The following is a 26,320-nucleotide window of genomic DNA, read 5'->3' as shown; positions in this document are numbered from 1 at the left end:
CCAATTAACACTTCAATAAACGGTTAAATTGGTTTTCAAAGCACTTCTACCAATTGAAATAACTTGATTAGAGCTAACGCTACTCGCCAACTGCGTCCAAACTACAACACTTTAATATCCTATGCTTAGTCAAGATAGCCAAAAGGTTCGCATGAATATTAATGGTGCGCTTTTGTCTTCCAGTGTCCTTCATCAATATGACTATCAAGAAATGCAAACAGCTCTACCTCGGGCACTGGTTTTGCGAAGTAATACCCTTGTATTATGTCACATTCATTCTCTGTTAAACTTCTCAGCTGCGCACTACTTTCCACGCCCTCTGCTACCACTAAAAGCCCTAAATTTTTAACCATAGCGATAGTCGACATAATTATTTGGTAATCAGCGTGGTTCTCTAACATACCAAAGACAAAGCTCTTATCAATTTTAATTACATCAACCGGCATCCGCTTTAAATAAGCTAAAGAAGAGTAACCTGTTCCAAAGTCATCAATAGCAAAAGTAAACCCTAGGGCTTTAAGGTTATTCATCGTATCTATTGCTTTTTCAATGTCTGTTACTAACGTTTGTTCAGTGAGCTCTAATTCAAAACTGTTGGCTGGCAAGACAAACTCTGCAAGTAATGTTGAAAGGTATTGCGGTAAATTTATATCGCTAAATTGACCCGCCGAAAGGTTAATTGCAATACGTACATCTTTGTAGCCTTTATTTCTAAGCTCTTTACTCAATTCAAAGCAGCGGCGAATTACCCAATAGCCTAATTCGATCATATGCTCTGACTTCTCTATAATAGGAATAAAATCATCTGGCGAAACCATTCCTCGCTCAGGGTGATGCCAACGCAAAAGAGCCTCAAGTCCGTAAAGTTTTTTGTCTTGCGCCGATAACTGTGGTTGTAGGCTCAGACTAAATTGATTTTTTGCCAATGCTTGTCTCACTTCACTTTCAAGCATTACACGTTGAGCAACCCTTTGGTACATATCATCATGATACACATGGTACTGAGCACCGCCAGCATCCTTAGCTTCATACATTGCAATATCAGAATGACTAATTAACTGCTCAGGCTTAATTGTTTCGTCTTTAGAGTAAGCAATGCCAATACTGGTAGATACATAAAAAATACTACTACCGACTTTAATTGGCGCTTTAAAACGCTCTAGTATTTCTTCTGCAACGGCAATAGCGTCGTCAACATCTTCAATATGCCCTAAAATTACAACAAATTCGTCGCCTCCAAAGCGACAAGCAACATCAATATTACGAATACTTAACCTAACTCTGTTTGCCGCTTCAATTAATAACTTATCTCCCTCACCATGGCCATGGCTATCATTAACTTTTTTAAAGTCATCAAGATCAAGAAAAAGTACGGCAACACCTCTTTGGTATCGGGCAATATTTGCAACAACTTTTCTCAATTGATAATTGAGCATGTTGCGATTGGGTAAGCCTGTTAAGATATCGTACATAGCGATATTTTCTAGCTCTTTAGTTTTTTGCTCAACTTCGATATTCAGCTGCTCTAGCTCAAAACTAAGCTCTGTAGCAGCAGTAGCTACTACATCAAGTTCATCAGCAAAAATACGCGGATGCTTCAGTTTTATCCCTCGAAACTGCTCAAACTGTTTCGAGGCTAATAAAGGCAGAGCACTTGAAAGCGTTAAAATACGGTTAGTAAATGGACTGGCAACGAAATAAACAAAAAAAGCTAACGAAATAAAAATAATTAAAGAGGAAAGTAGAAACTGAAGGCGGTACTCGGTATAACCTTCTTTCAATTGAGTTACATCATCTATCAACGCTATAAAATACTGCTGTTCACCTCCAACATATAGCGGCATTAAGTTAATTAAATAACTCTTCTCGTTACTGTCTAACTGAACACCTTCATACTTTACTTTATCAACTGATGTAATACTGCTTTGTTGGTGCATATTAAAAAGTGTTTCTAGTAATTGCGTATCTGAAGCGGTCACTTTATTCACTTGATTCATTGTGGCAGCAATATCATTAGGAAAGTTTACAACGGCAACTTCACTTTTAATCGCTTGGTTAATTGCATAAATAATATCAACCAAAGATACAGTCATGGCCAAATAAGCAACTTCTCCGTCATAATTTAAAATGGGCAATACAATAATTTGTTCGCACATTTGTTGACAGTAAATTTGGTAAACAGGTTTCTCATCTACCATAGCTATTGCGATACTGTCGGCGACATAATCAGGTAGCTCATTGCTTTTAAAGAGTAACGTTTGTTTTGAGGACGCTAGCCAAGTATTTTTAACATTTAAGTTAAATTGCATCGCATCATATTGCGCTGCTAAGCTATTTGAAAGCTTACTAAAGCCCTGCTCTTCTTTTATATTAACTAAATCGACAAAAGCCTCTTGCCATAACCGAAATTTCTCTCGCGAAATATCACTATGAATTTTAAATTGCGCTAAGCCTTGTTTTAATGTTTCAGTTTGATATTGCTTAAATTCTTGATTTAGTCGTGACAGGGACATTACTGAAATACCTGCACTCAATAACATTAATGCAGTTATTACTAAAATTAAAAGCTTGGTTGGAACACTAACAAACATTTTCTTCATGATTAAAACCAATAGGTCATTTGCAAGGTCGATATTTGCCAGTATTCATTCATATTAACAGTAGGATCAGGAATAACAACCGGTGTTAATCTTGCTGTTCCCTTAATCCAATGTTGCTCTAGTTGCAGCTTAATGTTAGTGCTTATGTCGACGCTCAACCCAATGGTAAAGTCTCGCTGATAACCAAAGTAATGAGGGATAACTCCCTGGCTTGATGCCTCGAGCTTACTACCATTTTTATCATCTTTGTTTGCCCAATAATGCTCGTATCGAGTCAAAAGTTGTAGTTTATCGCTTAATCGATACTGACTTTGTACATAACCACCCTGTCCTTTCGATGACCGATTAAAGCCATTAAATAACAAGTTGGATATTGCTATTTTTTCTTGTAGAAGCTCAACACTTACTGTCCATAATTCACCTTGGTACTCTGCATTTGCATAATAACGGGTTAATGCTAAGTTACCATCAAGAAAAGCGTCATTTTCACCCGCACTATAACTAAAGTCAGCATTTGTAGTTGCAATGCCAAAGCGCCAATTAGAATGGCCCGGCCTAAAATAAATGCTCCCTTGAAAATCAGTGTCGTGGTTCAAATCTCCATCAGAAAAACGCCCCATAATAATGCGTGTTTGCTCTTTTGATGTAGGGGACTTGCCACTGCTAATATTAAAATCTAAATCACCTAATAATTCACTGCTATAAGTGCTTTTAATTGCAATACCATCTCCCCCAACTGACATGTCGCGAGTAGCGTCAAAGTAAACAGATTGTGGCAGTACAATACTAGGACGAGTCATCGGAACGTCGCGCGTGCTTGAATACAGCCAATGAAAGTTTTTAAAACGACCTAAATAAACATTAGTACTCCAGTTTTCATTACTGAATAAATCCCAATCAAGTAATAAGTAATCAATTCGTACTCCTTTATTAAATCGATTCCCTCCATTTAAATAGGCTGCTTGCCCTGCCACACGAAAGCTATCACTTAATTGATAAGAAGCATTTATACCTACCTCTGTTAACTCTGAAGACATTGTATTGTCGTCATTAACAAAATCTGAGCCATCAACAGCCATCAAGCCCTGAGAAATAAAGCCGTGAATGTTCAGATCTGTGCTCTCAAATACATTAGCTGCAGCAAAGCCACTACTGAGAATAGCTGCAGCAGCTAAACAAATATGAAGAAGGTATCGCTTCATCTTATTAATTATTAATAGTGATAACATTTATCTCTTCTTCCTTAATTATACTTTCAATATAGCCTATAGCACCTGGTGTGCGTTTAACTGCTAATAATAATTCCGTTGATGTTTCAACAACTGTTGGTGCAACGCCTAACCCTGAAAACGTTAACTTATTCCAAATTCGATCTAATTGATAAGGAAATACTTTCAACGATTCTTTGCAAAAATTCTGATGAGTTATCGATTTAGAAGGTAGAACAAATACAACAATTGGCACACCGTTAGACCACTTAACCTGACGCATAGAATAAATTCTGCGTAACTGAGACGTGGTTAAACTTGCCACGTTAACTGAAGGATGAGCGATAACTTCCACTGCCTGAAGACTTAACGACAAAGTACTCAAATAAATGAAAGCAACAATAAAAATAAAACGAATGATAACGATTTCCTTATCAGTGCTGTGAAATTGATATAGCTTACTTGACACAGGTTACTGTGGCTAACCAATAATATCTATTAAAATTCAGTTAGATAAAAAGTTATATTATTAAATACAGTCTAGCAAATGGTTCGAGAATGGCCAATTTTTTAACATAAATCTTATAAAATCTTTCACTTCAGCCCTGCCTTAACAGATTAGACCACTATTTTGCTGCTAATTTCTGTGAAAAGACTATAATAAGTATAGATAATGATGATTTACATTTTTTTTGCTCTCTTGGTTTTCAATAGTATATTTTTATGTAATGATTATGACAATAGTGGATTTTAAGAGCTTTTTTGGCGAATATGACAACTAAATCGAAGGTTTTATTACTAAATGGTCCTAATTTAAACATGCTCGGCAAACGTGAGCCTAGTGTTTATGGTGCTCAGACGCTTGATGCTATTGTTAAGGACCTAACAGTGAAGGCAAAAGATATAGAGTTGTTGCTAACACACAGTCAATCAAATTCAGAGTCGTGTTTAATCGAGTTAATACATCAATCAATCGAATGTATCGACTTTATTATCATTAACCCTGCAGCTTATACCCACACCAGTGTTGCATTAAGAGATGCTCTACTTTCAGTAAATATTCCATTTATTGAAGTCCACTTATCTAATGTACATGCTAGGGAGCCGTTTAGGCATCACTCTTACTTATCAGATATTGCCGTTGGCGTTATCTGCGGTTTAGGGGCCAAGGGTTATGAATTCGCACTTTTAGCCGCTAAACAATACTTAACTGAACAACACAAATAATGATTGGTTGTAAACGTATGCTTGTCCGCATAACAACAAATCAAAAATTTAACACAATCAAAGGTGTATTATGGATATTCGAAAAATAAAAAAACTAATTGAGCTTGTAGAAGAGTCTGGCATTAATGAGTTAGAAATTTCAGAAGGTGAAGAATCAGTACGTATCAGTCGTGGTGGCTCAATGGTTTCGGCTCCGATGATGCAGCAATATGCCCAAGCTCCGGCGCCAGCAGTAGCAGCTCCAGCAGCGGCACCAGTAGAAGCTGCTCCAGCAGCTATAACAGGTCATATTGTGCGCTCTCCTATGGTTGGAACTTATTATTCAGCAGGCTCACCAGATTCTCCAGCGTTTGTAGAAGTAGGTCAGCACGTTCATGTTGGTGACACGCTTTGTATCGTTGAAGCAATGAAGATGATGAACCAAATAGAAGCAGACAAATCAGGTGTGATCAAAGAAATTCTAGCTGATAACGAAGATGCTATTGAGTTCGACCAACCGCTATTCATCATTGAATAAGCCCAACAAATAAAGGGTCATTCTATGTTAGATAAAGTTGTTATCGCCAACCGAGGCGAAATTGCACTAAGAATACTTCGTGCATGTAAAGAATTAGGAATTAAAACGGTAGCCGTTCACTCCACTGCAGACAGAACGTTAAAACATGTATTATTAGCCGATGAAACAATTTGTATAGGTAAACCTTCTGCTACTGACAGTTACCTTAATATTCCTATGATAATTACTGCGGCTGAAGTCACTAATGCTGTCGCCATTCATCCTGGATATGGTTTTCTAGCTGAAAATGCTGACTTTGCTGAGCAGGTAGAAAAGTCAGGCTTTACTTTTATTGGTCCAAAAGCTGAAAGTATCCGATTAATGGGAGATAAAGTGTCTGCCATCAAGGCAATGAAGGCAGCAGGTGTACCTTGCGTACCGGGTTCAGACGGACCTTTAACTAATGATGAGTCGCTAAACCTCGCTCATGCTAAACGTATCGGTTACCCAGTAATTATTAAAGCATCAGGTGGTGGTGGTGGTCGTGGTATGCGTGTAGTGCGTGAAGAGTCTGAACTCATCAATGCAATTCAGCTTACCAAAAGCGAAGCACGCGTTACCTTTAATAATGATATGGTTTACATGGAAAAGTTTCTTGAAAACCCACGTCATGTTGAAATTCAAATAATGGCTGACGGACAGGGTGGCGCAATTCACTTAGGTGAGCGTGACTGTTCAATGCAACGTCGTCATCAGAAGGTAGTTGAAGAAGCGCCAGCCCCTGGAATAACACCAGCAATGCGTGCCCAAATTGGCGAGCGTTGTTGTCGTGCATGTATAGAAATTGGTTATCGTGGTGCAGGAACTTTCGAATTTTTATATGAAAATGGTGAGTTCTACTTTATTGAAATGAATACTCGTATTCAAGTAGAGCACCCTGTAACAGAAATGGTCACCGGCGTTGATCTAATTAAAGAGCAACTACGCATCGCTGCTGGACAACCATTGTCTTATACTCAAGAAGATATAAAAATTTCAGGTCATGCAATAGAATGCCGCATTAATGCTGAGGATCCACGCACGTTTGTACCTTCGCCAGGTGTAATTACACGCTTTCATCCGCCAGGTGGTATGGGAGTTCGTTGGGATTCTCATATTTATGCTGATTATGCTGTACCACCACATTATGATTCTATGATTGGTAAATTGATTACCTACGGCGATAATCGTGATGTTGCGATTGCCCGTATGCGTAACGCGTTGAATGAGTTAGTTATCGACGGTATTAAAACAAATATTGCTTTGCATAAAGACATTCTTAATGATCAAGGCTTTATTAATGGCGGAGCAAACATCCATTACTTAGAGAAGAAGCTTGCTGAAGCGGAATAGTTTAGGCTAGCCGACAAAGTTGATTAAAGCTCTGCACACGCAGAGCTTTTTTATTTATAATAGCTATGCACTACGTATACAGAAATAACCAAATAGAAGGTGAGAATTAAAAGTTATATGCCAGATTTACTAGAAAAACCAGAGCCTCCTACAGACGGTGAATGTTGTGACAGCGCATGTACCCCGTGTGTATGGGATACATACTACGCGGCAAGAAAAGCTTGGCGTTTACAACAGGCTGAGCTAAAAGAACAACAAGAAAAGCAAAGTAATAATGAATAAGCAAAATGCTAGCCTGGTTTAAACGCCAAATCATATTTATGCTAATTAAATAAGCTCAATAACTTTTGCCACAAGCTTGTTTATTCCCTGCGCAGCTTCACTAATATTAGTCGCCAACATAAAAGCGGGTGTAGTTACAAGTTTCGCTTGTTGATCCACAACAATACCATCCACTGGACAATTTTGATGGCTAAGTCCTAAGGCAGTTAACGCACTTGCAACGCCCACATCTGTACCTATAGTACCTTGAATGTTCTTGCCATAAATAAATGGCAGCATCGCTGGTGCAATACACATATAACCTGCTGGTTTACTTGCTTTAGCAAAAGATTTAGCTGCATTTAAAATTAATGGATTTACCGTGCATTGATCACCATTGATAGCAAAGTCGCATAAGTTTTTTGCTGCGCCAAATCCACCAGGAAAAATAATCGCATCAAACTCACTTTCAACAAGCACTTCTATATTTTCAACATCACCTCGTGCTATTCGAGCCGACTCAACCAAAACATTTCGCGTTTCACCGTCACTTACTTCACCCGTTAAGTGATTAATAACGTGATGTTGCTCAATGTTAGGCGCAAAACAGCGATACTTTGCTCCTGCTTGTTCAATGGCTAATAATGTAAGCACGGTTTCATAAATCTCGCTACCGTCATAAACACCGCAGCCACTAAGTATTACTGCCACATTTTTCATAGTTACCTCTTTTATTACTATATTTACGCTAATTTGAATATTGCTGAACTAGCTTACCTAATTTTTTAACTGCCTGCTCAATATCCTCACCCCACTGTACGCCATAACTTATCCGCATAAAATTTTTAAATTGTCCTGAAGGTGAAAACATTTGGCCTGGGGCAAAGCTCACCCCATTTTCAATCGCCTGATGAAAGAAGTCACTTGTATTTACATGAGACTGACACCTTACCCACAAAACACTTCCCCCTTGGGGTTGAGAAATACGAACTTGATCAGGAAAATCAGCAGCAATAGCAGCTCGAAGTCTCTCACAATTATAAGAAAGCTTTTTTCTTAATACGATAAGATGACGATCATACTCTCCACTCATTAAGTAATCATTAAGTGTCCATTGTGGTAGCATTGCAGTGGAGCATGACTGCGCTCTTTTTATCCGTTTTGCCTTCTCTTCATACTTTCCTGCCAGCAACCACCCGACACGATATCCTGGTGCTGCGGTTTTCGAAAAAGAAGAGCACGTCATCACTAAGCCTTTTTCTGAATATAGTTGGGCTGGTGTAGGGCGTTTACCTGTAAAGTATAAATCGCTATATACATCATCTTCAATTAAAGGAATATTACGTTTTTCTAACATTGACACCAATTGCTGACGTTGTTTGTCTGGCATTAAAGAGCCGAGCGGATTATTTACTGCAGTTGAAAATAAACAAGCTGTTACTTGATGCTGGTCGAGTAAGCTTTCAAGATCGCTAATACTTACACCATTATCGGTACAGGTATACACTTCTAACGCTTTCATCCCTAGGCTTTCAATAAGTTCAATAATACCGAAAAAACAGGGCGACTCAATCGCAATGATGTCTCCGGCCTTTGCCACACACTGTAATGCAATAGACAGCGCTTCTTGAGCACCGCTTGTGATCAGTATTTCTTGGTGGTTTATATCAACACCCAAATTTTGATAACGTGTTGCTAAACTTAATCGCAGCTTTATATCGCCATTTACCGGACCATAACTTACCGCTTTATCAGAAACCTTACTCAACACACTGCGCATATAACGTGCAAGTGTTTTATCAGGTGGATGTGCTTGAATAGGATTTGATACTCCTAGCGCTACAGTATCAGGACGATGAATAACTTCGTAGTTTTTTTCAATTAAGTGTCCGCAAGTAACGGCTTCAGGCGGTCGACAGGCCCACTTATCACGTCTTGGCAATAATTTTTTTGCTTGCTTTGCTCGTAAATAATAGCCTGATTGCGGCCTTGCAGAAATGAGTCCTTGGCGCTCAAGTTCAACATAAGCCTGTTTAACGGTTGGTATACTAATGGAGAATTGTTGGCTTAACTTACGCAGGCTAGGTAATTTATCACCCGCCATTAAGTTTCCATTAACTTCTTGTTTGGTTATGTAGTCTATAACTTGCTGATAAAGAAAGTCTGATGAGCTTCGATCTAATAAACGCATAACTGTATAGGTGCTATTTCCGTTTTTCTGTATATGTTATTACAACAAAAACGCCGTAAACTGTCCAACCATAAAGTGTTCAACCTGAATTCTGGATAAGCTAAGTACACCAATGCACATAGAACTTGTGAAGAAACAATTTATACCAATCTCACTAATTATGTGATCATTTCTACTGGCTAAAACAATCAACTACTGCGTTATTTATTTTATAATTAGAACAACTAGTTATGAAAATAAATGCCTTGTATTTGACTGTTTTCACTGCGTATAAAATAGATCACTTATTTAATGAAACTGGTATTAAAGCATTGTAAAACTTTACTTTTTCTTTTGTTTGCGCACATCCATTACCCCGAGCTCAGGTTACTTATTTTTAGGTGTGCAAATATTTAGTTTCCAACTTTAGAAAAGATGAAAAGCACATTTTTAGAAATTTTTTATGGTCATTAAGAATTGAGTCAACAAAATATCGGTTGGCGATTTCATATTAACGCTAAACCCGTTAATGAACGCGTAAAAAAACCCACTTATCCCGTTATAAGTGCATGCGCAAGAGAATCACCATAGGATAGAGGCTTAAAACCCTTGAGTAGTTTTGTGCACCAGACATTTTTTAAGTGTAAATGCACCACGGCATAGTATCCTTCCTTACTATGCCGTTTTTTTTCGGTTAGTTATTGCCAATCGGCGAACCAGGTGGCAATTGAATTGTAGAGGTTGGCGTAACCAACTTACCTTGTGCCAAGCTAAAACTAATTTGATTCGCTAATAGTTTAAACTGTGCAGCCATTAACTTATATTTCTTTGAACGGCTTTTATCAGATAACCACTGATTCAACTCAGTTAGGGTTACAAATACCTCCGCTCTTACTTCGCTAACAAGCGCTTCATTGTGCCAAAGCCCTAAGAGTTGCTCGACTACTTGCTGGTTTACTCGTTGCTGAACCAGCAAACCTAATCCTGATGGCACTGAAGACTTTATCGTTTGTGATATTATCTGCTCAAACATAGTTGAGACTGAAGGAATATCCGAGTCCATAACGGCTTGCTGCTGTAAACGTGCTAAACGTTGCGCATTAAACATTAATGCTAATACTTGCTTAGCACTCGCTTGTGCTGCTGAAACCGGATCAAATGTTAAGCCTGTTTTAGCATCAAAGCTTTCGCGGTTGCGGCTATAGCCATAAGCTTTAGGCGGAATTAATTTAACAATATGACTTGGTAACGTTAATACTTCAGTACGCAAACTACTTAATAATGCATTAATCGCTTGTTGCTGAAGTTTTCCATCTACCCATACCATTGAGCTGTCACTGTCTAGTCCTCTCACTTGGTAGCTATAATCAACACCAGCAATTAGTTTAGCCGCCGCTTCAACCTGATAGCGATGAAAGTTGTATATTGGCACTAATACTTGCTCTATTTCTGACAGCGGTGTATTAACCGGAATACTATTAAGGCCAAAGTTTGCTAGCGCTTTATCTCTAATCGAAAGTACTCTAATCAACTCTTCTGCTGGGTTCTTGCCATTATCCCATAAGTGTCCTGTGTTATGAGCTCCTGATGCCGGTCTAGCGTCTGGATCAGATACATAAAGCAAACCTTTATCCTGTGCTGTTTTAATCGCAGAAGCTAAGTATTGTTGTTCTTTATCTGCAGGTATATCAGCGTAACCATAATCAATTACATATTTATCCCAAACACCGATTTTATCATCGTAAGCATTCGATAAATCTATTTCGCCATCGACTAATTCAATTAATGGATGAGGGTAATCCATAACCGATGCACGGTCATTAACACTTGCTGCAAAGTTATGTGCAATACCTAATGTATGACCAACTTCATGTGCAGATAATTGACGAATTCTCGCAAGTGCCATCTCTTTCATTATACTCGTATCTACATGTTCAGATGTAAAAGGTGATGTTAACCCTAGCGCAATTAAATAATCTTGGCGTACACGTAAAGAGCCTAAAGTTACATGACCTTTTATAATTTCACCTGTTCTTGGATCAATTACTGATGAACCATAAGACCAGCCACGAGTAGCACGATGAACCCATTGAATAACGTTATAACGAACATCCATTGGATCTGCATCTGCAGGTAGTACTTTTACTTGAAACGCATTTTTATAGCCAATAGCTTCAAACGCTTGGTTCCACCAACGTGCACCGTCAAGTAAAGCGCTCTTCACGGGCTCAGGCACGCCAGCATCTAAATAATAAACTATCGGTTCAACCGCTTCACTGACAGCAGCCGTAGGAGATTTTTTAGCTAAGCGATGGCGAGGGATAAAACGTTTAATAATTGGCTCATCAATAGCGCTTGCATAGTCCGCATAGCTTTGTGACCAATAACCACTATAAGGATGAAATATACGCTGCTTATAATTATTGTCTGGAAGTTTAATTAATGAGTGATGTAAATTAACAGTAACCGCTTTAGCATCTGGAGTTACGCTACGTAAATACCTACCCGCACCAGAGCCTTTAAAAGTAACCGTTGCTTCTAATTCAATATTTTCTGGAAATGCCTTACTACGCTGTGGATAAACAAAACTTCTAGAAAGATCTATTGCAAAATTACCTTGCTTACTATTTTTGAGTCGGTCGGCTAAATTATGAATGTCTGACAGTAAAAAAGGTGTGTAATCAACAATCACTTTTTTACCGTTTTCTCCTTCACTCTCAATATTGAAGCCCCAAATGATAGAGCTAGCAAACGCTTCGTTAACTGATTTTTTTTCTAGTTCGTTATCAGTATCAGCGCGATAATCAGTATTTAATTGCCTCAACATTACTTTATCGCCAGCTCTTTCAAAGCGAACTAAGCGGGTATCACCCAATTGTCCTCTATCTAGGCCTATATCATTTGAACCGATGCCATGAGGTAGACTACTTTGAAATATAAAGTCATGGTTAAATTGACTAATTTCTAAATAGACTTTGCCTGTTGTGTCATCTAAATAAAAAGAAAAATAGCCACTTTGAATTTTCTTATCTGCGATAAACTCAGTATAGTTACTGGCAGCCTTTGTAGTAAAAGCAATACTCAATAACACCAAAGCAAAAAGACGAACGAATTTCATATAATTCCTTATTCTATTATAATAATGTTAATTTCTACTGAAGAAAGTCTATTTCTAGGTATAATTACCATGAAATTTTCAATTAAACTTTCAGATTACGTAAACAATTTAACCGCACCTGCTAGTAACTTTGTAGTATAGCTAGTAGAGCATAATTTAAAATACATACAACAACAAAGTTAATTAGGTATCAAAATGCAACGACTTGCGCCGGCACTACGAGCTGACAATGTTCCTCTCGATTTAATCTCATTAATAAAAACCATACTTGCAGCTACCAAAGAAATTTCATTTCGTGTAAGCCAAGCACAATTAGGCGGTTTAATGGGCTCTACCCTTGATGAGAATATACAAGGCGAAGTGCAAAAAAAACTCGACGTAGTCGCTAATGAATTGTTTAAAGATATCTTGCTAGAATCTGGTTTTGTTAAAGCTATTTCATCAGAAGAAGAAGACACTTCCGTTGCCGGTGAAGACAATGGTAAATTTATTGTTTCATTTGACCCATTAGATGGCAGCTCTAATATTGATATTAACTCACTCATTGGCACCATCTTTTCTATTCATAAAGCAAAACCTGAATTAGCCGCTGGTGACCCTGATCAATTTAAGCAAGCAGGTAATACTCAAGTGTGCGCAGGCTATGTACTATATGGCCCTTCAACTATGTTGGTAATGACCACAGGTAAAGGCACCCACTTTTATGTACTAGATCGCACACATGGTGGCTATTTACTAGTTGAGCGTAATGTACAAGTACCTGTTGATACACAAGAATTTGCCATTAACATGTCGAATCAACGCTTTTGGCAAGCCCCAATGCAAAATTATATTAATGACTTACTTGCAGGTGATACTGGCCCTAGAGGAAAGAACTTTAATATGCGTTGGATCGCTGCTATGGTTGGCGACATTCATCGCGTACTAACTCGCGGTGGTATTTTTACCTACCCTGCTGACAATAAAGATGCTAATAAACCTTATAAACTGCGCTTAATGTATGAAGCAAACCCAATGAGTTTTTTAATTGAGCAAGCTGGAGGCATGGCAATGACTAGCGAAGGTCGTATTATGGATATGGAACCAAGCGATATTCACCAACGTGTTGAAGTAATTATGGGCTCTAAAAACGAAGTAGAACACTGCCTGTCTTATTACAAAAAATAATTTCGTTAAAGTTAAAAACCAGTACAGCCCGTTAAACATCTGTTTAACGGGCTTTTTTAATCCCATGAAAGCAAGTTGCTTTCATTTTCGCTTCAACATACAGCAAAAAAAGTGGCAATTGTATTGACTTAAATCAATAAAGGATTACAATTTTCACAAATTACTGAAAATTCAAAAGATACAAAAATGACAATAACACCAATGCAGCAAACATTAATTTCTCATTTTGGTGAAATGGGCTCTCGATGGGGGCTAAATCGAACATTAGGGCAAATGTACGCGCTTATTGTGTTAACTGAACAGCCAATTAATGCCGATCAAATCAGTGATGCGTTACTCATTTCTCGTTCGAATGTAAGCATGGGTTTAAAAGAGCTTAAATCTTGGAATCTAATAAAACTACACCATATTCCTGGCGATCGTAAAGAGTACTTCTTAGCTCCTAAAGACATCTGGGAAATTGCCCGTACCTTGATAGTTGAACGCAGAAAACGAGAACTCGACCCAACGCTCAGTACATTTCGTGATGCACTATTACAAGAACCAGTAAATGATGCCGACAAATATACTCAGCAACGCGTTAGAGAAATGCATGACTTAATGGAAATGGTTACCGTTTGGAGTACTGAACTGCAAAATATGTCTTCTGAGAAGCTATCTACACTGCTAAAGCTGGGTTCAGGCATTAGCAAAATTATTGACGCTAAAGAAAAATTCCTTAAAAAATAACGGAGTAGTACTGTTATGCTCGATATAGCTACGGATCCTAACGAGTTAAGCTTTATGCTTTCTCGGATTCAATTTGCCTTAAATATTAGTTTTCATATTTTGTTTCCAACGATAAATATTGCGCTTAGTTGGATGCTGTTATTTTTCAAAATACGATATAGTCAAACCCAAGACGAGACTTGGATGCGTATCTACCGATTTTGGGTACGTATTTTTGCCCTTAGCTTTGCCATTGGCGTTGTTACAGGTATAACTATGTCATTTCAGTTTGGTACAAACTGGCCTGGTTATATGGAAACTGTCGGCAATGTTGCAGGACCTTTATTAGGCTATGAAGTGCTTACCGCTTTCTTTTTAGAGGCCTCTTTTTTATCTATTATGCTTTTTGGTGGTGAACGTGTTTCCCAACGCGTTCATACCGCGGCAACATTATTTGTCGCCATAGGTACCAGCATGTCGGCGTTTTGGATAATTGCGCTTAATTCATGGATGCACACTCCTCAAGGTTACGAAATGATCGACGGTGTAGCCTATGTAACTAGTTGGATTGAGGTGATTTTTAATCCTTCTATGCCTTACCGCGTAATTCATATGTTATTAGCATCAGCGCTAACTGCAGCTTTCTTTGTTGCAGGTATATCAGCTTATCGAGTATATAAAGGTGATAGTAAGTCGTCTGCAAAAATAGCGTTAAAATTTGCGTTAGTCGTTGCTGCAATAGCGATGCCTTTGCAACTGTTTATAGGCGATTTACATGGGTTGAATACATTTAAATATCAACCTGCTAAAGTAGCAGCAATGGAAGGAGCATGGCAAACTGAAAAAGGGTTACCATTATTAATTTTTGCGATACCTGATGAAGAAACGCGTAAAAATAATTTTGAAATAGCCATACCAAAATTAGCTAGCCTTATTTTAACTCACGACAAAAATGGTGAAGTAAAAGGCCTCAACGAATTTAAGGGTGAGCACCCACCCGTAGCACCAGTTTTTTATAGCTTTCGAATTATGATCGGGGTTGGCTTACTCATGTTAACTTGCGCTTGGTTAGGTTGTTATTTTTTCGTCTATAAAAAACAGTTTCCATCTTGGTTACTTAAAAGCACTATCCTAATGACCTTTTCTGGGTGGGTGGCTACGCTTGCCGGATGGTACGTTACTGAGATAGGTCGACAACCTTACCTAGTTACAGGTTTATTAAGAACACGAGATGCTGTAACCAATACGCCTTCTGAGCATATCGCAATATCACTGACCATTTATATAGCCGTATATACATTTTTATTATTTGCCTACATAAGCACATTGTTTGTAATGACACATAGAGCCATTAACTTAGAACAAAAAGATCTGGCCAGATCGGACATGAAAGACGATCAGTTACTTGAAATCCCTAACAATACTCAAACAAGGTCTGCACCATGAATATTCCTGACAACGATTGGTTACCCGCGGTTTTTCTAGGGTTAATGGCATTATCATTTTTAGTTTATGCAATATTGGATGGTTATGATTTAGGGGTCGGTGTTTTACTTCCATCCGACACTGCTCAAGAAAACAATCAACAACATCGCGATATGATGATTTACTCTATTGGTCCTTTTTGGGACGCCAACGAAACATGGTTAGTTATGGCAATTGGCTTATTGCTTATTGCTTTTCCAAGCGCATACTCAATAATTTTACAAGCGCTCTACCTTCCCACAGCCTTGATGTTGGTAGGTCTAATATTGAGAGGCGTTTCTTTCGATTTTAGAACAAAAGCCCCAAGTAAAAATAAAACAAAATGGGACTTAGCTTTTAAAGCAGGTTCTTTATTAACCACTCTCAGCCAAGGCTATATGTTGGGACGCTATGTTACAGGTTTCGAAAACACCACTTTTGGCTATGGTTTTTCTATTTTGGCAAGTATCTGCGTAACCGCTGGTTATTCTTTTATTGGGGCTGCTTGGTTAGTCATGCGCACTGAAGGTAAGCTACAAATTAAAGCAGCACGATGGGCTATTTATTGTAATACATTAATGGCAATAGGTATTATTGCCGTTTGTTTAACAAATCTATTCTTTAATAAAGCGATAATGGATAAGTGGTTAAGTTTTCCGCAAGTTTTTGTCATGATCCCAATGAGCTTTTTATTAATATTCTTGTTTAGTTCTATTCATCTATATCTTACAAAAGTGCCAACTAAGAATGATGTTGGCTGCTGGTTTCCATTTGTATGTGCAACACTGATTTTTATTTTATCGTTTTTAGGGCTGGCATATAGTTTTTATCCCTACATAATTTGGCAAAAAATTACTATTTGGGAGGCTGCTAGCGCACGTAATTCCTTAATGTTTATTTTTATAGGTGCCGTCATAGTGCTACCAACTATTATCGCTTATACAATTTTTTCTTATCGCGTTTTCTGGGGTAAAACAACTAAGCTAAATTACTAGGGCGTGTTGATCTTTCGAGTAAAAATTTCGTACGAATTAAACATGATTTAATTGAGGCGTAGCGAATAAAGTGTAGTTTTTCTACGGCGTTTTCACTTATTTATGGGGAACAACCCCATTACATAAGTTCAGCCTTGTATAAACACCAAATAAATCGCTGCAAAAGTGTACAGTAAAGATCAACACGCCCTAAGGGTTAATATGGATGTAGCACATAAAAAAAATACAGGTATGTTTTTACCTTAGTAATAAGTTTTTGTTAGAATGTCGCAAAATTAAGTAAGAGATATTTTAAATGCCAAATTATGTGGTGGGTCATAAAACCCCTGATTCAGATTCAATAGTTTCAGCTATTGCCCTTTCATACCTAAAAACCACTTTAGGCGAAGAAACAGTACCTGCACGTTTAGGTGAGTTATCACCAGAAACCATGTTTATTTTAGACAAGTTTGGCTTCGAACAACCTGAACTAAAAACAAGCTATGCTGGTGAAAGTTTATATATTGTGGATCACTCTGATCGCGTACAAGGTCCAGACGATATTGATGATGCAACTATTTTAGGCATCATCGACCATCATAAATTAGGTGACATCACTACCTCTACTCCATTAGAGATTTGGGTTAGGCCTGTAGGGTGTACCAATACCATTATTAAAATGATGTACGATTTTTATGATGTAGAGATACCTAAAGATATTGCGGGTGCAATGCTTTGCGCAATTTTAAGCGATACGGTTATTTTTAAATCACCCACTTGTACAACAGCTGATATTAAGTGTGTTGAAGCACTAGCTGAAATTGCTGGTATTGAAGATCCTAAAGCATTAGGCATGGAAATGTTTAAAGTAAAATCAGCGGTAGAAGACACACCAATTCGTGATCTGGTGTTACGTGATTTTAAAGACTTTAACATGCACGGGAAGTTAGTTGGGATTGGTCAACTAGAAGTCATCGATTTAAGTATTTTTGACACAATGAAAGACGAATTAATTGCTGACATTGCTCAATTAAAAACTGAAGGTAATCGCCATAGTGTTATTTTATTACTTACCGATATTATGAAAGAAGGTTCAGAACTTTTAGTGGTTAGTGATAACGACAACTTAACTGAAAAAGCCTACGGTAAAGCAACGGTAAATAATCGTGTATGGATTGACGGTGTTTTATCACGTAAAAAACAAGTGGTTCCACCACTTCAAGACTCGTTAGCCTAAGCTTAACTAGTCGGCTTTGTCCATTACCCCAACTTAAAAATTAAGCTAACCTGAGTTCGGGATAATGGATGTGCATAAAAACCATCTAAAGTAATACTTTACAATCCGTTAAATTATTTTTCACAAGTTCTGTGCATTTTTACTACCAATGCTATAAGTTTTGTGCGAATCAAGGCTGATTTGTGTACCTAATAGCTGGCTATTAGTAGCAAATTAAACGTAGATACGCGCAAAAATCGTAGCTTTGGTGTACTTAGCTTATCCCGAATTCAGGTTAAGTATTAAGCTCTGTAAAATACAGAGCTTATGCTTTAGTCTATAACACTCCCCTTCACCAATTATTGCTGACTATGAAAATTGCTAATTCCACTCGATTATCATACAGATTAATGAATAATGATGATGCTGATAAGCTGTTTCAGCTTGATCAAGACCCAGCAGTAATGGCATTTATTAATGGCGGGAAGCCATCATCACGTGACCAAATAAATACAGTATTAATACCACGTATGAATGCCTATCGAAATGCAGTAAAAGGCTGGGGCTTATGGCAGGTTAATACCATAGATACTAATGAGTATATTGGTTGGGTTTTAGCTCGCCCGATGCACTTTTTTTCAGATACCCCTGAGATTGATAATATTGAACTTGGTTGGCGTTTTTTTCAATCAACATGGGGAAAAGGCTATGCAAGCGAAGCTGCACTAAATATTATAAAGCAATTAAGTACAAACAAAGAGATTAAATGCTTTAGCGCAATCGCTGATGAAACTAACCTTGCTTCAATCGGCGTAATGAAAAAAATAGGGATGAGCTATATAAAAACATATCGCCATATTGACCCATTATTTGAATGTGATGTGGTTTACTATCAAGTTAGCAATAACTATAAAACCTAGAAACAAATCTAGAAACAAACGTAGAAATAAAAACTACCAATCATTTAATGCCAGTCAGTTAATAGCTGACTGGCATTTTTAATGTTAGTTATTTCAATTGGTATTACTAGCCATTTTATCTTAGAGGCGATGCATGAGCAGACGCCCTGAAAATACTATTTAACAACATAAGGTTTAAACCGTCTAAATAAGCCCTTGTTGTTGGATCTTGGGTAAAGCTAATAATCATACCTTTGGACATAGGCTGATGAATTAAAAAAGGCTTGTAAGCAAGTTGTTTCTTATTTTCTTCCCATAAGTAGCCGCTAGCTAGCACGTTATCGGCAGCATTGAACCAAGCTAGGTTTTTACCCGAGGCTAACTTAATTGGTGTATATATATCGTTACCTGCTGCAATAGCCACTAAACTTTTATTAACACCTGCAGTAAGCCAGTGCTCTTGATCTACTTCAATATTAGCCAGTACACCAGCAACATAATCTGGTTTTTCTTTGCTATTTTCACTTGCACTGACTAAATCGTCTTTTGAGGTAAATAGTTTTCCGTCAACCATAGATTCTTCTTTACTCTTATCGTCAGACGACTTGTCATCTGAGTCTTTAAATGCACGCTCTCTTTTAACATCTAATAAAGCAACAGTATGGTCAGCAGCGAACTTGGTTGCACTGCCTAGGGTAATTAATACGCCTCCTTGTTTGACCCATTGCTTAATATTACTTACCCCAGCTTTACCTAATACACTTTTATAGTTGCCAGCAGGCAGAATAAGCACTTGGTAATGAGATAAGTCTGCAGTTTTTAAGGTTTGTGTGCGAATTGCAGTTACCGGATAGTTAAATTGACGTTCAATAACAAACCTTGTGCTACCTGCACTTAGCGAATTAACAGGCACGTCCCACGCCATCGCAATATTAGGGGCTGTCATGGTAACTGTATTGCCACTACCAAAACTTGGTCCTTGCGTTACCCAACTGGTATTAACACCCATAACCTGTGCACCTGTTAAGGCAGCTATTTTTTCAATTTTCGTCATTAAGTCAGCATCGTTATTACGTTTTTCAATTATTAACGATCCCGCATTAAAGTGATGTTTTCCATCTAAAACAAAAGCTTTATCTGCACTTTTAACCGCTATATTTTGTAATAACGCTTCAGTTAAAAAGCGTCCTGCTGCCATATCTCCCCATTGCACAACATAACCGACAGTGGCAGCTAAATTAGTTACTGCGCCAGTCAGTTTATCGTTTTCGCTGACTTTGTCGCTCGCGATAGTGATTGCTTTACCACAGTGCTCTACATCGACATCGAACATTAGAGGTAATGACCAACCCGTGGTGTCATATATTTCATCGTTTAATTTACGGCTACGTCTACGTTCTTGCTCTTTTAAAAAGTTGCTATCCATATCAACTTGTTGAGTAAAGGTAGTTTGTACAAAACGGCCTTTAGGTTGAGCAGTATCGATATAGTAAGTACCTGCTTGATAACTTTTACCACAACTTTTAAATGCTTCTTTGGCTCTAAAAACATCAACATCATGCTGTGCCATTAAGGTAGCAAGTCGGTGAGTACCCGCTTTATTACGCTGATTTGGCATAATAAAAACACGCTCTTTTTTGTTGTCTTTACCTGCTTTAATCGCACTCACTTGATATTCATAATAATCAGCGAGAAGCTTCTCATGATTTTTTGCAACTGCTTCTGCTGTTGAAATTGAAGCAACGAAATGTCGGTGAACGGTATTGAAATACGTGAGCATCTCGCCGGTATTCTTTTTAAAGATCTCACCTCTAGATGATGAAACTTCATACGTAGATGCTGATGCACCATAGAAGGTCGGCCAACTATCGCCATAACCAGGATAGAACGCATCAAATATTTCACGGGTAAAAAAGTCAAAACCTAAACGATCAAAATGTTTACCATTATTTTTACCAATAACCGACATGTTATCAATTTGAGTTTTTGTCATATGTGGATTAAAGGGTTGCGCTGAAGGTGAGAAATAATAGCTTTGATCGCCTCCCATTTCGTGTAAATCAATAACCACTAAAGGACGATAATAATTCATTGCTTTAATTCTTCCAGCCGTTTCAGGTTGGGTAATTGCTAACCAATCTCTATTCATATCAAATAGATAGTGGTTAGAACGCCCACTTGGCCATGGTTCGTTATGCTCTGCACTTAACCGGTCGCTACTATGCTTCATTCCTACAGTCGCATAATACCTGCTAGTAAAGCGAGTACGGCCATCAGGGTTTTGTAAAGGGTCAATAAAGACAATAGTGCTTTTTAAAATGGCTTGGTTAGTAGGCTCATTTTTCGCTGCTAATAAATGGTAAGCGGTCATCATAGCCGCGTCGGTACTGCTTATTTCATTACCATGTACGCCATAGCCTAACCATACTGAGCTTGGCAACTGGTTAATTAAGGACTTTGCTGTGTTTTTATCAGTTTTACGAGGATCAGATAGTTTTTGCATTTGTGTTGCAAACCCGTCTAAATCTGCAATATTTTCACTATTGCCTATCGCCGCATAAATAAGTTTTCGCCCTTCCCAAGTACGTCCGTATTCAAATAGCTTAATCCGCTTAGGGTCAGCCAACTCTAGAGCTTCAAAATAGCGAAGCATATCCCTATGGTCAGTAATTCTTTCGCCTACATCGTAACCCAAAACCTGCTTAAACGTAGGAATACTTGTATCGTATTGGCTGCCAGGCCACATGTTTAAAGTAGAGTTAGCTAAAGTTGTAAAAGAAATAAAAAGGGTAATAAACAATGTATAAATTATAGGATTAACGTAAAACGCCATGAGCTTACCAATTCCAAGTATTAAGATAGTGACTAAACTATCGTTAAGTTGCTTTTTTATCAATAGAAATAGTCACTCACATTAGACTATATTTGCGTTTACTGAGTGACGTATTTATCTTTCTACAATATTTATAACTATTAATGTAGCAGCGCCTGCCATTGTGGGTCGTTAAAATAATCAGGGTAATCTTTTAATGCTTTTATCACCAATATCGCCCCCTGTTTTTTCTTATTGCCTTGTTTCATTTTACCTGCACCTTCAGCAATTTGTGCTAATAAAATATGAAGCTGTGCGTCGGCTTCTGGCGGCAGTTTGCAGTTTTCAAAAAGGTAGTTTAGCTGATTATTGAGTGCTCCAGCTAACTGTGCATATTGTGGTTCTGTAAAACGGTCATAATGAATTTCATCTATATGCTTTGTGATCTCTTGCTTAATTGATGTCATACCAATATGTAAGCTTTCATCAATTGCCCATTTCTCACCATGGTTCAAAACTATTTGTTGCTGACTCGCATCATGGTGATGACTGTGATCCACTTTTTCTTCAGCCATAACATAAAAATTACTGCCCAAAGTAATTAATAATAGTAAGGGTAAATTAATCAGTTTCATTTAAAATCCTAACAAAGAATGTAAAGCTAGATATAAGCACAAATTAAAAAGATTTCATAGCGAGATAATCAACCAAGTGTGTTTCATATTAACAGACAATTAATTTTGCAGTGGTGTACCTAACTCTTATGCTAGTTTGAGTATAAAATATATAACAACAATGCTAAGCTCATACAACGAAATAGCGGGATCCAATAACGATAGTAGATAAGTTACTATCACTTTTCAGTAAAGGTACTATTTTGTTAGATAAAACCTTATTAAAAATCGCACTAGATTTAAGTTTAAGCTTACCCAAAAAAGCACATTATAAACGTTTGATGCAAGCGGTTAATGAAGTGATGCCTTGTGATGCTGTTGCTTTACTTGAGTTAGAAGGCGACAAGCTAGTACCTGTTGCTATTGATGGTTTATCGCCTGAAGTTTTAAATATGAAGTTTAACCCTGAAGAGCACCCCCGCTTAAAAGCAATTTTGTCTTCTAGAAAACCAATACGCTTTGATGCAGATTCAAGCTACCCCGATCCCTATGATGGGCTGTTAGCCATAGATCCTAAGCGGACATTAGACGTGCATGACTGTATGGGCTGTTGCTTATATGTAGAAGAAAAGCTTGTAGGAGTGCTCACCTTAGACGCATTAACAGTTGGTGCATTTCGCGCAATAGACGACATAACAATTGCAACAATCGCTGCACTTGCGGCAGCCACTATTCGTAACGCAAAGTTAATTGCCCAACTTGAACAAAAAAACGAACAAAGTATCTGCTTAGCCAATGAGTTAGTTAAAGAAGCACGCGATGCTAAAGGCTCAAGCTTTATTGGTAAAAGTGCCAGCATGCGCGAACTTAAGAATGAAATTAAAGTGGTTGCCCAATCTCAATTATCTGTACTTATTACAGGTGAAACCGGCGTTGGAAAGGAAGTGGTGGCAAGAACACTCCACGCTGAGTCTTTAAGAAATAATAATGCACTGGTACAAATTAATTGTGCTGCTTTATCTGAAAGTATAATAGAGAGTGAACTTTTTGGTCATGTTAAAGGTGCATTTACTGGCGCAGATAAAGAACGCATTGGAAAGTTTGAGCTTGCTAATAAAGGCACTTTATTTCTTGATGAAATAGGCGAGCTTTCTTTAAATGGACAAGCAAAGTTATTAAGGGCATTGCAAGAAGGAGAAATTCAACGCGTTGGTATGGATAAAAACATTTACGTTGATGTGAGAATTATTGCTGCCACTAACAGAAACTTACTAGAAGAAGTTGAGCAAGGTCGTTTTCGTGAAGATCTATACCACAGGCTAAGTGTTTTCCCACTACACATTCCTGCGTTGAGAAACCGAATTGAAGACATACCCGAATTAAGCAGCTTTATTCTTGATAATATTAAAGGAAAACTGGGCACTAATAATGTCAAAATAAGCCAAGCGGCGATGGAGCTATTAATGCATTATGATTGGCCTGGTAACGTTAGGGAGCTACAGCATGTATTAATGCGCGCAGGCTTACGTGCAACAACGAATACACGAGGTAAACAAGGAATGATAGAACCTGAACACTTAGGTTTAGATATCCCCACTGCAGCCCAGATTCAAGATACGTCAGCATTATTAACTCATCAAAATTTACCGTTCAACGAGGCAGTTGCCAACTTTCAACGTAAAATAATTATATCAGCTCTAACAAGTAATGATTATATCTGGGCAAAGGCTGCTCGAGAGCTACAACTAGATCGTGCTAATCTCTACAGGTTGTCCAAACGCCTCGGCATTGATATCAGTCAACTGCAACAAAACAAGTCAAATTGACACGAACCTACATTGCAACCAAACCAAACCTTATTAGAGCTCACCATAAAAACCATTAAATTCAAAAGCATAAAATATAAAATTTGAAAGTCAGATATTTTTATAAAACTGTAGCCCAAATAACTTTCTCTAGCCGCTATCCGTGTCATTTAGACATTAAAATAAAGTCAAAATGACACCTTTTAGTTATAACTACTCATCCAAAAAACAATAAGTCACTGATAATTAAGTGTAAATTATTCTGGCATGCTTTGTGTATTGTTACTATAAAGTAGAAATTCTTATGAGTTTTGATGTTATTTCTAACCCTTTAAGGCCAATTATCGATGCGAATCTTCAAAGCAAGCCTAGCGCTAATTAACACTTTATTTTCTCTGTTAGCGGAGTAAACAATGCTTAAACCTATGCCTTTACTCAATCAAGTAATCCATTATGGTCGCTACCTGTTAATTTTCTCGTTTATCGGGTTTATTAGTTGCTTACTGATTAGTTATCCATACGCAGAGTATTTTTCTATTGGGGTACAAGTCAGTGCACATATTTTAACAATTGTTTTAGCTGGCATATTTAAATTAACTGTTGTTGCTTTAATGGCAGCTACAAAAGAATTGAACGCTGACAGTGCCAGCACAAAAGCTAAGGATGTTTATGCTACAGCCTGAAGTGTTAAGCAAAGAATTATCAATTATGCCTTTTTTTAGACTAGCATTTAGGCCATTTTTCTTATTACCTGTATTGCTTTCGATACTCTCATTAATTGTTTGGCTAGCTGTTATTAATGGCGCTATAACATGGAAGGGAGGTATCGCAGTTAATAACTGGCACGGTCATGAGATGGTATTCGGCTTTGCCGCTAGTATTGTTATTGGTTTTTTACTGACTGCAGCACAAACATGGACAGGGGTTCGAAGCATACATGGCTGGAATTTAGCCCTTTTAGTGTTATGTTGGCTGGTTGCACGTATTGCTTTTATCAGTAACTCACCTGCAATATTGATAATAGGAATGATAGCCCAATTAATATGGTGGGCTGTTTCTGTTGCCTACCTCAGCTATATGCTTATTAAGTCAAACAATGGTCGTAATCTAGTTTTTATTCCATTGTTACTACTATTAGCAACGTTAAACGCAACAATGCTATATGCTAGCATTACTTACAATATTTCTTTTGCAAGCCACTTAGCTTATCTAGCCGTACTTATGATCACAGCTGTTGTTACTATTTTAGGTGGTCGAGTCATTCCATTCTTTACAACTCGCGCCTTAAACTTACCCGCAATAAATGCAAAGCTTTTTTTAGAACGATTTATGGCCATTGTAATGGCATTAACCATTGCATGTTTTGCACTAAGTTACTGGTTTAATCTTTCGGTTGTATTACCGGTATTATTTTTAATTGCAGGAGCTTGCCAAATTGCCCGTATGGCGAACTGGCGAACTTTATCAACCCTAAAAACACCATTGTTATGGTCATTACATTTTGCCTATTTAAACATGGGCATTGGCTATGTAGCCTTAGGTAGCAGCTATTATTTTAATGTGATCAGTTTCTCCGCAGCCCTGCATATTATTACCGTAGGTACAATAGGTACTATGACACTAGCCATGATGTCGCGCGTATCGTTAGGCCATACGGCTAGATCATTACAAAGTAATGGATGGGTTAACCTCTCATTTGCTGTGCTGTTAATTGCCACCTTACTACGCTTTATTTTACCATTATTTAATTTGTCATCTTTAGGCTACTTGCTTGCTGGTATCGGCTGGGCATTGGGCTTTGGAATATTCCTTATTTATTACACACCTATTTTACTTAAGGCACGAACCGATGGCCGAAGTGGTTAACCAACAACTAATCAATTTCAGTCATCATCGCTGAAGACTGAATAACATAAATATTTAACATCAAAAAAGAGGATACATTATGTTTAGCTTTTTAAACCCAACAAAGACTAAAAAAGAATTAGCACCAGAGCAATTCACACCAAGCGATGCAGAGCATAAACAAGCCGTTGAACAAAAAGTTGAAAAAGAAAAGCCCGTTCACGGTGAAGATGGCGTTTGTTGCGGTGGTTGTGGCGGACAATAACTCAAAAGTAGTTATCTCAATTACTGCCAGCGGTAGGGTCTGATTATGGGGAGCAACCACACGAAACAGACGCCGCCCT

Annotated in this window: 22 protein-coding genes; 14 read left to right on the top strand and 8 right to left on the bottom strand. The window is 37.8% G+C overall.

Going from position 1 to position 26,320, the window contains the following annotated elements:
• Positions 1–158 precede the first annotated feature (158 nt).
• The 3 genes from QUD79_RS01645 to QUD79_RS01635 are packed head-to-tail and all read right to left on the bottom strand — an operon-like array spanning position 159 to position 4,277.
• Positions 159–2,600, bottom strand: a complete 2,442-nt coding sequence (locus QUD79_RS01645; protein WP_184425199.1) for a bifunctional diguanylate cyclase/phosphodiesterase — start codon at positions 2,598–2,600, stop codon at positions 159–161.
• A gap of 2 nt (positions 2,601–2,602) precedes the next feature.
• Positions 2,603–3,829 carry a hypothetical protein gene (locus QUD79_RS01640; protein WP_184425197.1) on the bottom strand — a complete coding sequence of 409 codons (1,227 nt, stop codon included), beginning with the start codon at positions 3,827–3,829 and terminating at the stop codon, positions 2,603–2,605.
• Positions 3,807–4,277 carry a type 2 periplasmic-binding domain-containing protein gene (locus tag QUD79_RS01635; RefSeq protein WP_221435231.1) on the bottom strand — a complete coding sequence of 157 codons (471 nt, stop codon included), beginning with the start codon at positions 4,275–4,277 and terminating at the stop codon, positions 3,807–3,809. Before QUD79_RS01635 ends, QUD79_RS01640 begins: the two co-directional genes overlap by 23 nt.
• Positions 4,278–4,579: 302 nt before the next feature.
• On the opposite strand from QUD79_RS01635, the gene aroQ reads away from it, so the two are divergent.
• From aroQ to QUD79_RS01615, 4 genes are all read left to right on the top strand, one after another.
• On the top strand, positions 4,580–5,035 hold the full coding sequence (aroQ, locus tag QUD79_RS01630; RefSeq protein ID WP_184425195.1) for a type II 3-dehydroquinate dehydratase: 456 nt from the start codon (positions 4,580–4,582) through the stop codon (positions 5,033–5,035).
• Positions 5,036–5,105: 70 nt separating this feature from the next.
• Positions 5,106–5,552 (top strand): acetyl-CoA carboxylase biotin carboxyl carrier protein, encoded by a 447-nt coding sequence (gene accB / locus QUD79_RS01625; protein ID WP_184425193.1) that lies wholly within the window; start codon positions 5,106–5,108, stop codon positions 5,550–5,552.
• A 24-nt stretch (positions 5,553–5,576) separates the two neighbouring features.
• Positions 5,577–6,923: an acetyl-CoA carboxylase biotin carboxylase subunit gene (gene accC, locus QUD79_RS01620; protein ID WP_184425191.1), complete on the top strand. Its 1,347-nt coding sequence runs from the start codon at positions 5,577–5,579 to the stop codon at positions 6,921–6,923.
• 117 nt (positions 6,924–7,040) lie between these two features.
• On the top strand, positions 7,041–7,205 hold the full coding sequence (locus QUD79_RS01615; protein WP_221435229.1) for an oxidoreductase-like domain-containing protein: 165 nt from the start codon (positions 7,041–7,043) through the stop codon (positions 7,203–7,205).
• 45 nt (positions 7,206–7,250) lie between these two features.
• Here QUD79_RS01615 and elbB read toward each other — a convergent pair whose 3' ends face one another.
• From elbB to QUD79_RS01600, 3 genes are all read right to left on the bottom strand, one after another.
• Entirely contained in the window at positions 7,251–7,904 is a 654-nt protein-coding gene (gene elbB / locus QUD79_RS01610; protein WP_184425189.1) for an isoprenoid biosynthesis glyoxalase ElbB, read from the bottom strand.
• A gap of 28 nt (positions 7,905–7,932) precedes the next feature.
• The gene (locus QUD79_RS01605) at positions 7,933–9,375 is read right to left on the bottom strand and encodes an aminotransferase-like domain-containing protein (protein ID WP_184425187.1); all 1,443 of its coding nucleotides are present in this window, start codon (positions 9,373–9,375) and stop codon (positions 7,933–7,935) included.
• 673 nt (positions 9,376–10,048) lie between these two features.
• Complete coding sequence (locus QUD79_RS01600) at positions 10,049–12,472, bottom strand: zinc-dependent metalloprotease (RefSeq protein ID WP_184425185.1); 2,424 nt, start codon at positions 12,470–12,472, stop codon at positions 10,049–10,051.
• Between the two features lie 195 nt (positions 12,473–12,667).
• On the opposite strand from QUD79_RS01600, the gene QUD79_RS01595 reads away from it, so the two are divergent.
• The 6 genes from QUD79_RS01595 to QUD79_RS01570 all read left to right on the top strand — a co-directional run bounded on the left by QUD79_RS01595 (position 12,668) and on the right by QUD79_RS01570 (position 18,921).
• Complete coding sequence (locus QUD79_RS01595) at positions 12,668–13,639, top strand: class 1 fructose-bisphosphatase (RefSeq protein ID WP_184425183.1); 972 nt, start codon at positions 12,668–12,670, stop codon at positions 13,637–13,639.
• 186 nt (positions 13,640–13,825) lie between these two features.
• Positions 13,826–14,368, top strand: a complete 543-nt coding sequence (locus tag QUD79_RS01590) for a GbsR/MarR family transcriptional regulator (protein ID WP_184425181.1) — start codon at positions 13,826–13,828, stop codon at positions 14,366–14,368.
• 15 nt (positions 14,369–14,383) lie between these two features.
• Complete coding sequence (locus QUD79_RS01585) at positions 14,384–15,793, top strand: cytochrome ubiquinol oxidase subunit I (protein ID WP_221435228.1); 1,410 nt, start codon at positions 14,384–14,386, stop codon at positions 15,791–15,793.
• Complete coding sequence (locus tag QUD79_RS01580; RefSeq protein WP_184425179.1) at positions 15,790–16,806, top strand: cytochrome d ubiquinol oxidase subunit II; 1,017 nt, start codon at positions 15,790–15,792, stop codon at positions 16,804–16,806. Before QUD79_RS01585 ends, QUD79_RS01580 begins: the two co-directional genes overlap by 4 nt.
• Before the next feature lie 295 nt (positions 16,807–17,101).
• A complete protein-coding gene (locus QUD79_RS01575; protein ID WP_184425177.1) occupies positions 17,102–18,022 on the top strand; it encodes a manganese-dependent inorganic pyrophosphatase in 921 nt (306 codons plus the stop codon).
• 350 nt (positions 18,023–18,372) lie between these two features.
• Complete coding sequence (locus QUD79_RS01570) at positions 18,373–18,921, top strand: GNAT family N-acetyltransferase (RefSeq protein WP_184425174.1); 549 nt, start codon at positions 18,373–18,375, stop codon at positions 18,919–18,921.
• A gap of 115 nt (positions 18,922–19,036) precedes the next feature.
• Here the strand turns inward: QUD79_RS01570 and QUD79_RS01565 are convergent, their stop codons facing one another.
• Positions 19,037–21,733 carry a M14 family zinc carboxypeptidase gene (locus QUD79_RS01565; RefSeq protein ID WP_184425172.1) on the bottom strand — a complete coding sequence of 899 codons (2,697 nt, stop codon included), beginning with the start codon at positions 21,731–21,733 and terminating at the stop codon, positions 19,037–19,039.
• A gap of 140 nt (positions 21,734–21,873) precedes the next feature.
• On the bottom strand, positions 21,874–22,347 hold the full coding sequence (locus tag QUD79_RS01560; protein ID WP_184425170.1) for a hypothetical protein: 474 nt from the start codon (positions 22,345–22,347) through the stop codon (positions 21,874–21,876).
• Between the two features lie 242 nt (positions 22,348–22,589).
• On the opposite strand from QUD79_RS01560, the gene norR reads away from it, so the two are divergent.
• The 4 genes from norR to QUD79_RS01540 all read left to right on the top strand — a co-directional run bounded on the left by norR (position 22,590) and on the right by QUD79_RS01540 (position 26,241).
• Positions 22,590–24,152: a nitric oxide reductase transcriptional regulator NorR gene (gene norR / locus QUD79_RS01555; RefSeq protein ID WP_184425168.1), complete on the top strand. Its 1,563-nt coding sequence runs from the start codon at positions 22,590–22,592 to the stop codon at positions 24,150–24,152.
• A 392-nt stretch (positions 24,153–24,544) separates the two neighbouring features.
• Positions 24,545–24,814, top strand: coding sequence for a hypothetical protein (locus QUD79_RS01550; RefSeq protein WP_184425232.1), 270 nt, complete (start codon positions 24,545–24,547; stop codon positions 24,812–24,814).
• On the top strand, positions 24,801–25,997 hold the full coding sequence (locus tag QUD79_RS01545; protein WP_184425166.1) for an NnrS family protein: 1,197 nt from the start codon (positions 24,801–24,803) through the stop codon (positions 25,995–25,997). Before QUD79_RS01550 ends, QUD79_RS01545 begins: the two co-directional genes overlap by 14 nt.
• A 79-nt stretch (positions 25,998–26,076) precedes the next feature.
• A complete protein-coding gene (locus QUD79_RS01540; RefSeq protein ID WP_184425164.1) occupies positions 26,077–26,241 on the top strand; it encodes a CCGSCS motif protein in 165 nt (54 codons plus the stop codon).
• Positions 26,242–26,320: the final 79 nt, after the last annotated feature.

It is taken from the genome of Thalassotalea piscium (assembly GCF_030295935.1).
In the GTDB taxonomy this organism is placed as follows: domain Bacteria; phylum Pseudomonadota; class Gammaproteobacteria; order Enterobacterales; family Alteromonadaceae; genus Thalassotalea_B; species Thalassotalea_B piscium.
This window is presented reverse-complemented; position numbering and strand designations above follow the sequence as displayed.

What these genes read in the sequence shown, in the direction of transcription:
- accC (WP_184425191.1), top strand. Translation starts at nt 5,577, where the DNA reads ATGTTAGATAAAGTTGTTATCGCCAACCGAGGCGAAATTGCACTAAGA.
- QUD79_RS01640 (WP_184425197.1), bottom strand. Translation starts at nt 3,829, where the DNA reads ATGTTATCACTATTAATAATTAATAAGATGAAGCGATACCTTCTTCAT.
- QUD79_RS01560 (WP_184425170.1), bottom strand. Translation starts at nt 22,347, where the DNA reads ATGAAACTGATTAATTTACCCTTACTATTATTAATTACTTTGGGCAGT.
- elbB (WP_184425189.1), bottom strand. Translation starts at nt 7,904, where the DNA reads ATGAAAAATGTGGCAGTAATACTTAGTGGCTGCGGTGTTTATGACGGT.
- QUD79_RS01570 (WP_184425174.1), top strand. Translation starts at nt 18,373, where the DNA reads ATGAAAATTGCTAATTCCACTCGATTATCATACAGATTAATGAATAAT.
- QUD79_RS01645 (WP_184425199.1), bottom strand. Translation starts at nt 2,600, where the DNA reads ATGAAGAAAATGTTTGTTAGTGTTCCAACCAAGCTTTTAATTTTAGTA.
- accB (WP_184425193.1), top strand. Translation starts at nt 5,106, where the DNA reads ATGGATATTCGAAAAATAAAAAAACTAATTGAGCTTGTAGAAGAGTCT.
- QUD79_RS01550 (WP_184425232.1), top strand. Translation starts at nt 24,545, where the DNA reads ATGCTTAAACCTATGCCTTTACTCAATCAAGTAATCCATTATGGTCGC.
- QUD79_RS01595 (WP_184425183.1), top strand. Translation starts at nt 12,668, where the DNA reads ATGCAACGACTTGCGCCGGCACTACGAGCTGACAATGTTCCTCTCGAT.
- QUD79_RS01590 (WP_184425181.1), top strand. Translation starts at nt 13,826, where the DNA reads ATGACAATAACACCAATGCAGCAAACATTAATTTCTCATTTTGGTGAA.
- aroQ (WP_184425195.1), top strand. Translation starts at nt 4,580, where the DNA reads ATGACAACTAAATCGAAGGTTTTATTACTAAATGGTCCTAATTTAAAC.
- QUD79_RS01615 (WP_221435229.1), top strand. Translation starts at nt 7,041, where the DNA reads ATGCCAGATTTACTAGAAAAACCAGAGCCTCCTACAGACGGTGAATGT.
- QUD79_RS01565 (WP_184425172.1), bottom strand. Translation starts at nt 21,733, where the DNA reads ATGGCGTTTTACGTTAATCCTATAATTTATACATTGTTTATTACCCTT.
- QUD79_RS01580 (WP_184425179.1), top strand. Translation starts at nt 15,790, where the DNA reads ATGAATATTCCTGACAACGATTGGTTACCCGCGGTTTTTCTAGGGTTA.
- QUD79_RS01575 (WP_184425177.1), top strand. Translation starts at nt 17,102, where the DNA reads ATGCCAAATTATGTGGTGGGTCATAAAACCCCTGATTCAGATTCAATA.
- QUD79_RS01585 (WP_221435228.1), top strand. Translation starts at nt 14,384, where the DNA reads ATGCTCGATATAGCTACGGATCCTAACGAGTTAAGCTTTATGCTTTCT.
- QUD79_RS01540 (WP_184425164.1), top strand. Translation starts at nt 26,077, where the DNA reads ATGTTTAGCTTTTTAAACCCAACAAAGACTAAAAAAGAATTAGCACCA.
- QUD79_RS01605 (WP_184425187.1), bottom strand. Translation starts at nt 9,375, where the DNA reads ATGCGTTTATTAGATCGAAGCTCATCAGACTTTCTTTATCAGCAAGTT.
- QUD79_RS01600 (WP_184425185.1), bottom strand. Translation starts at nt 12,472, where the DNA reads ATGAAATTCGTTCGTCTTTTTGCTTTGGTGTTATTGAGTATTGCTTTT.
- QUD79_RS01545 (WP_184425166.1), top strand. Translation starts at nt 24,801, where the DNA reads ATGCTACAGCCTGAAGTGTTAAGCAAAGAATTATCAATTATGCCTTTT.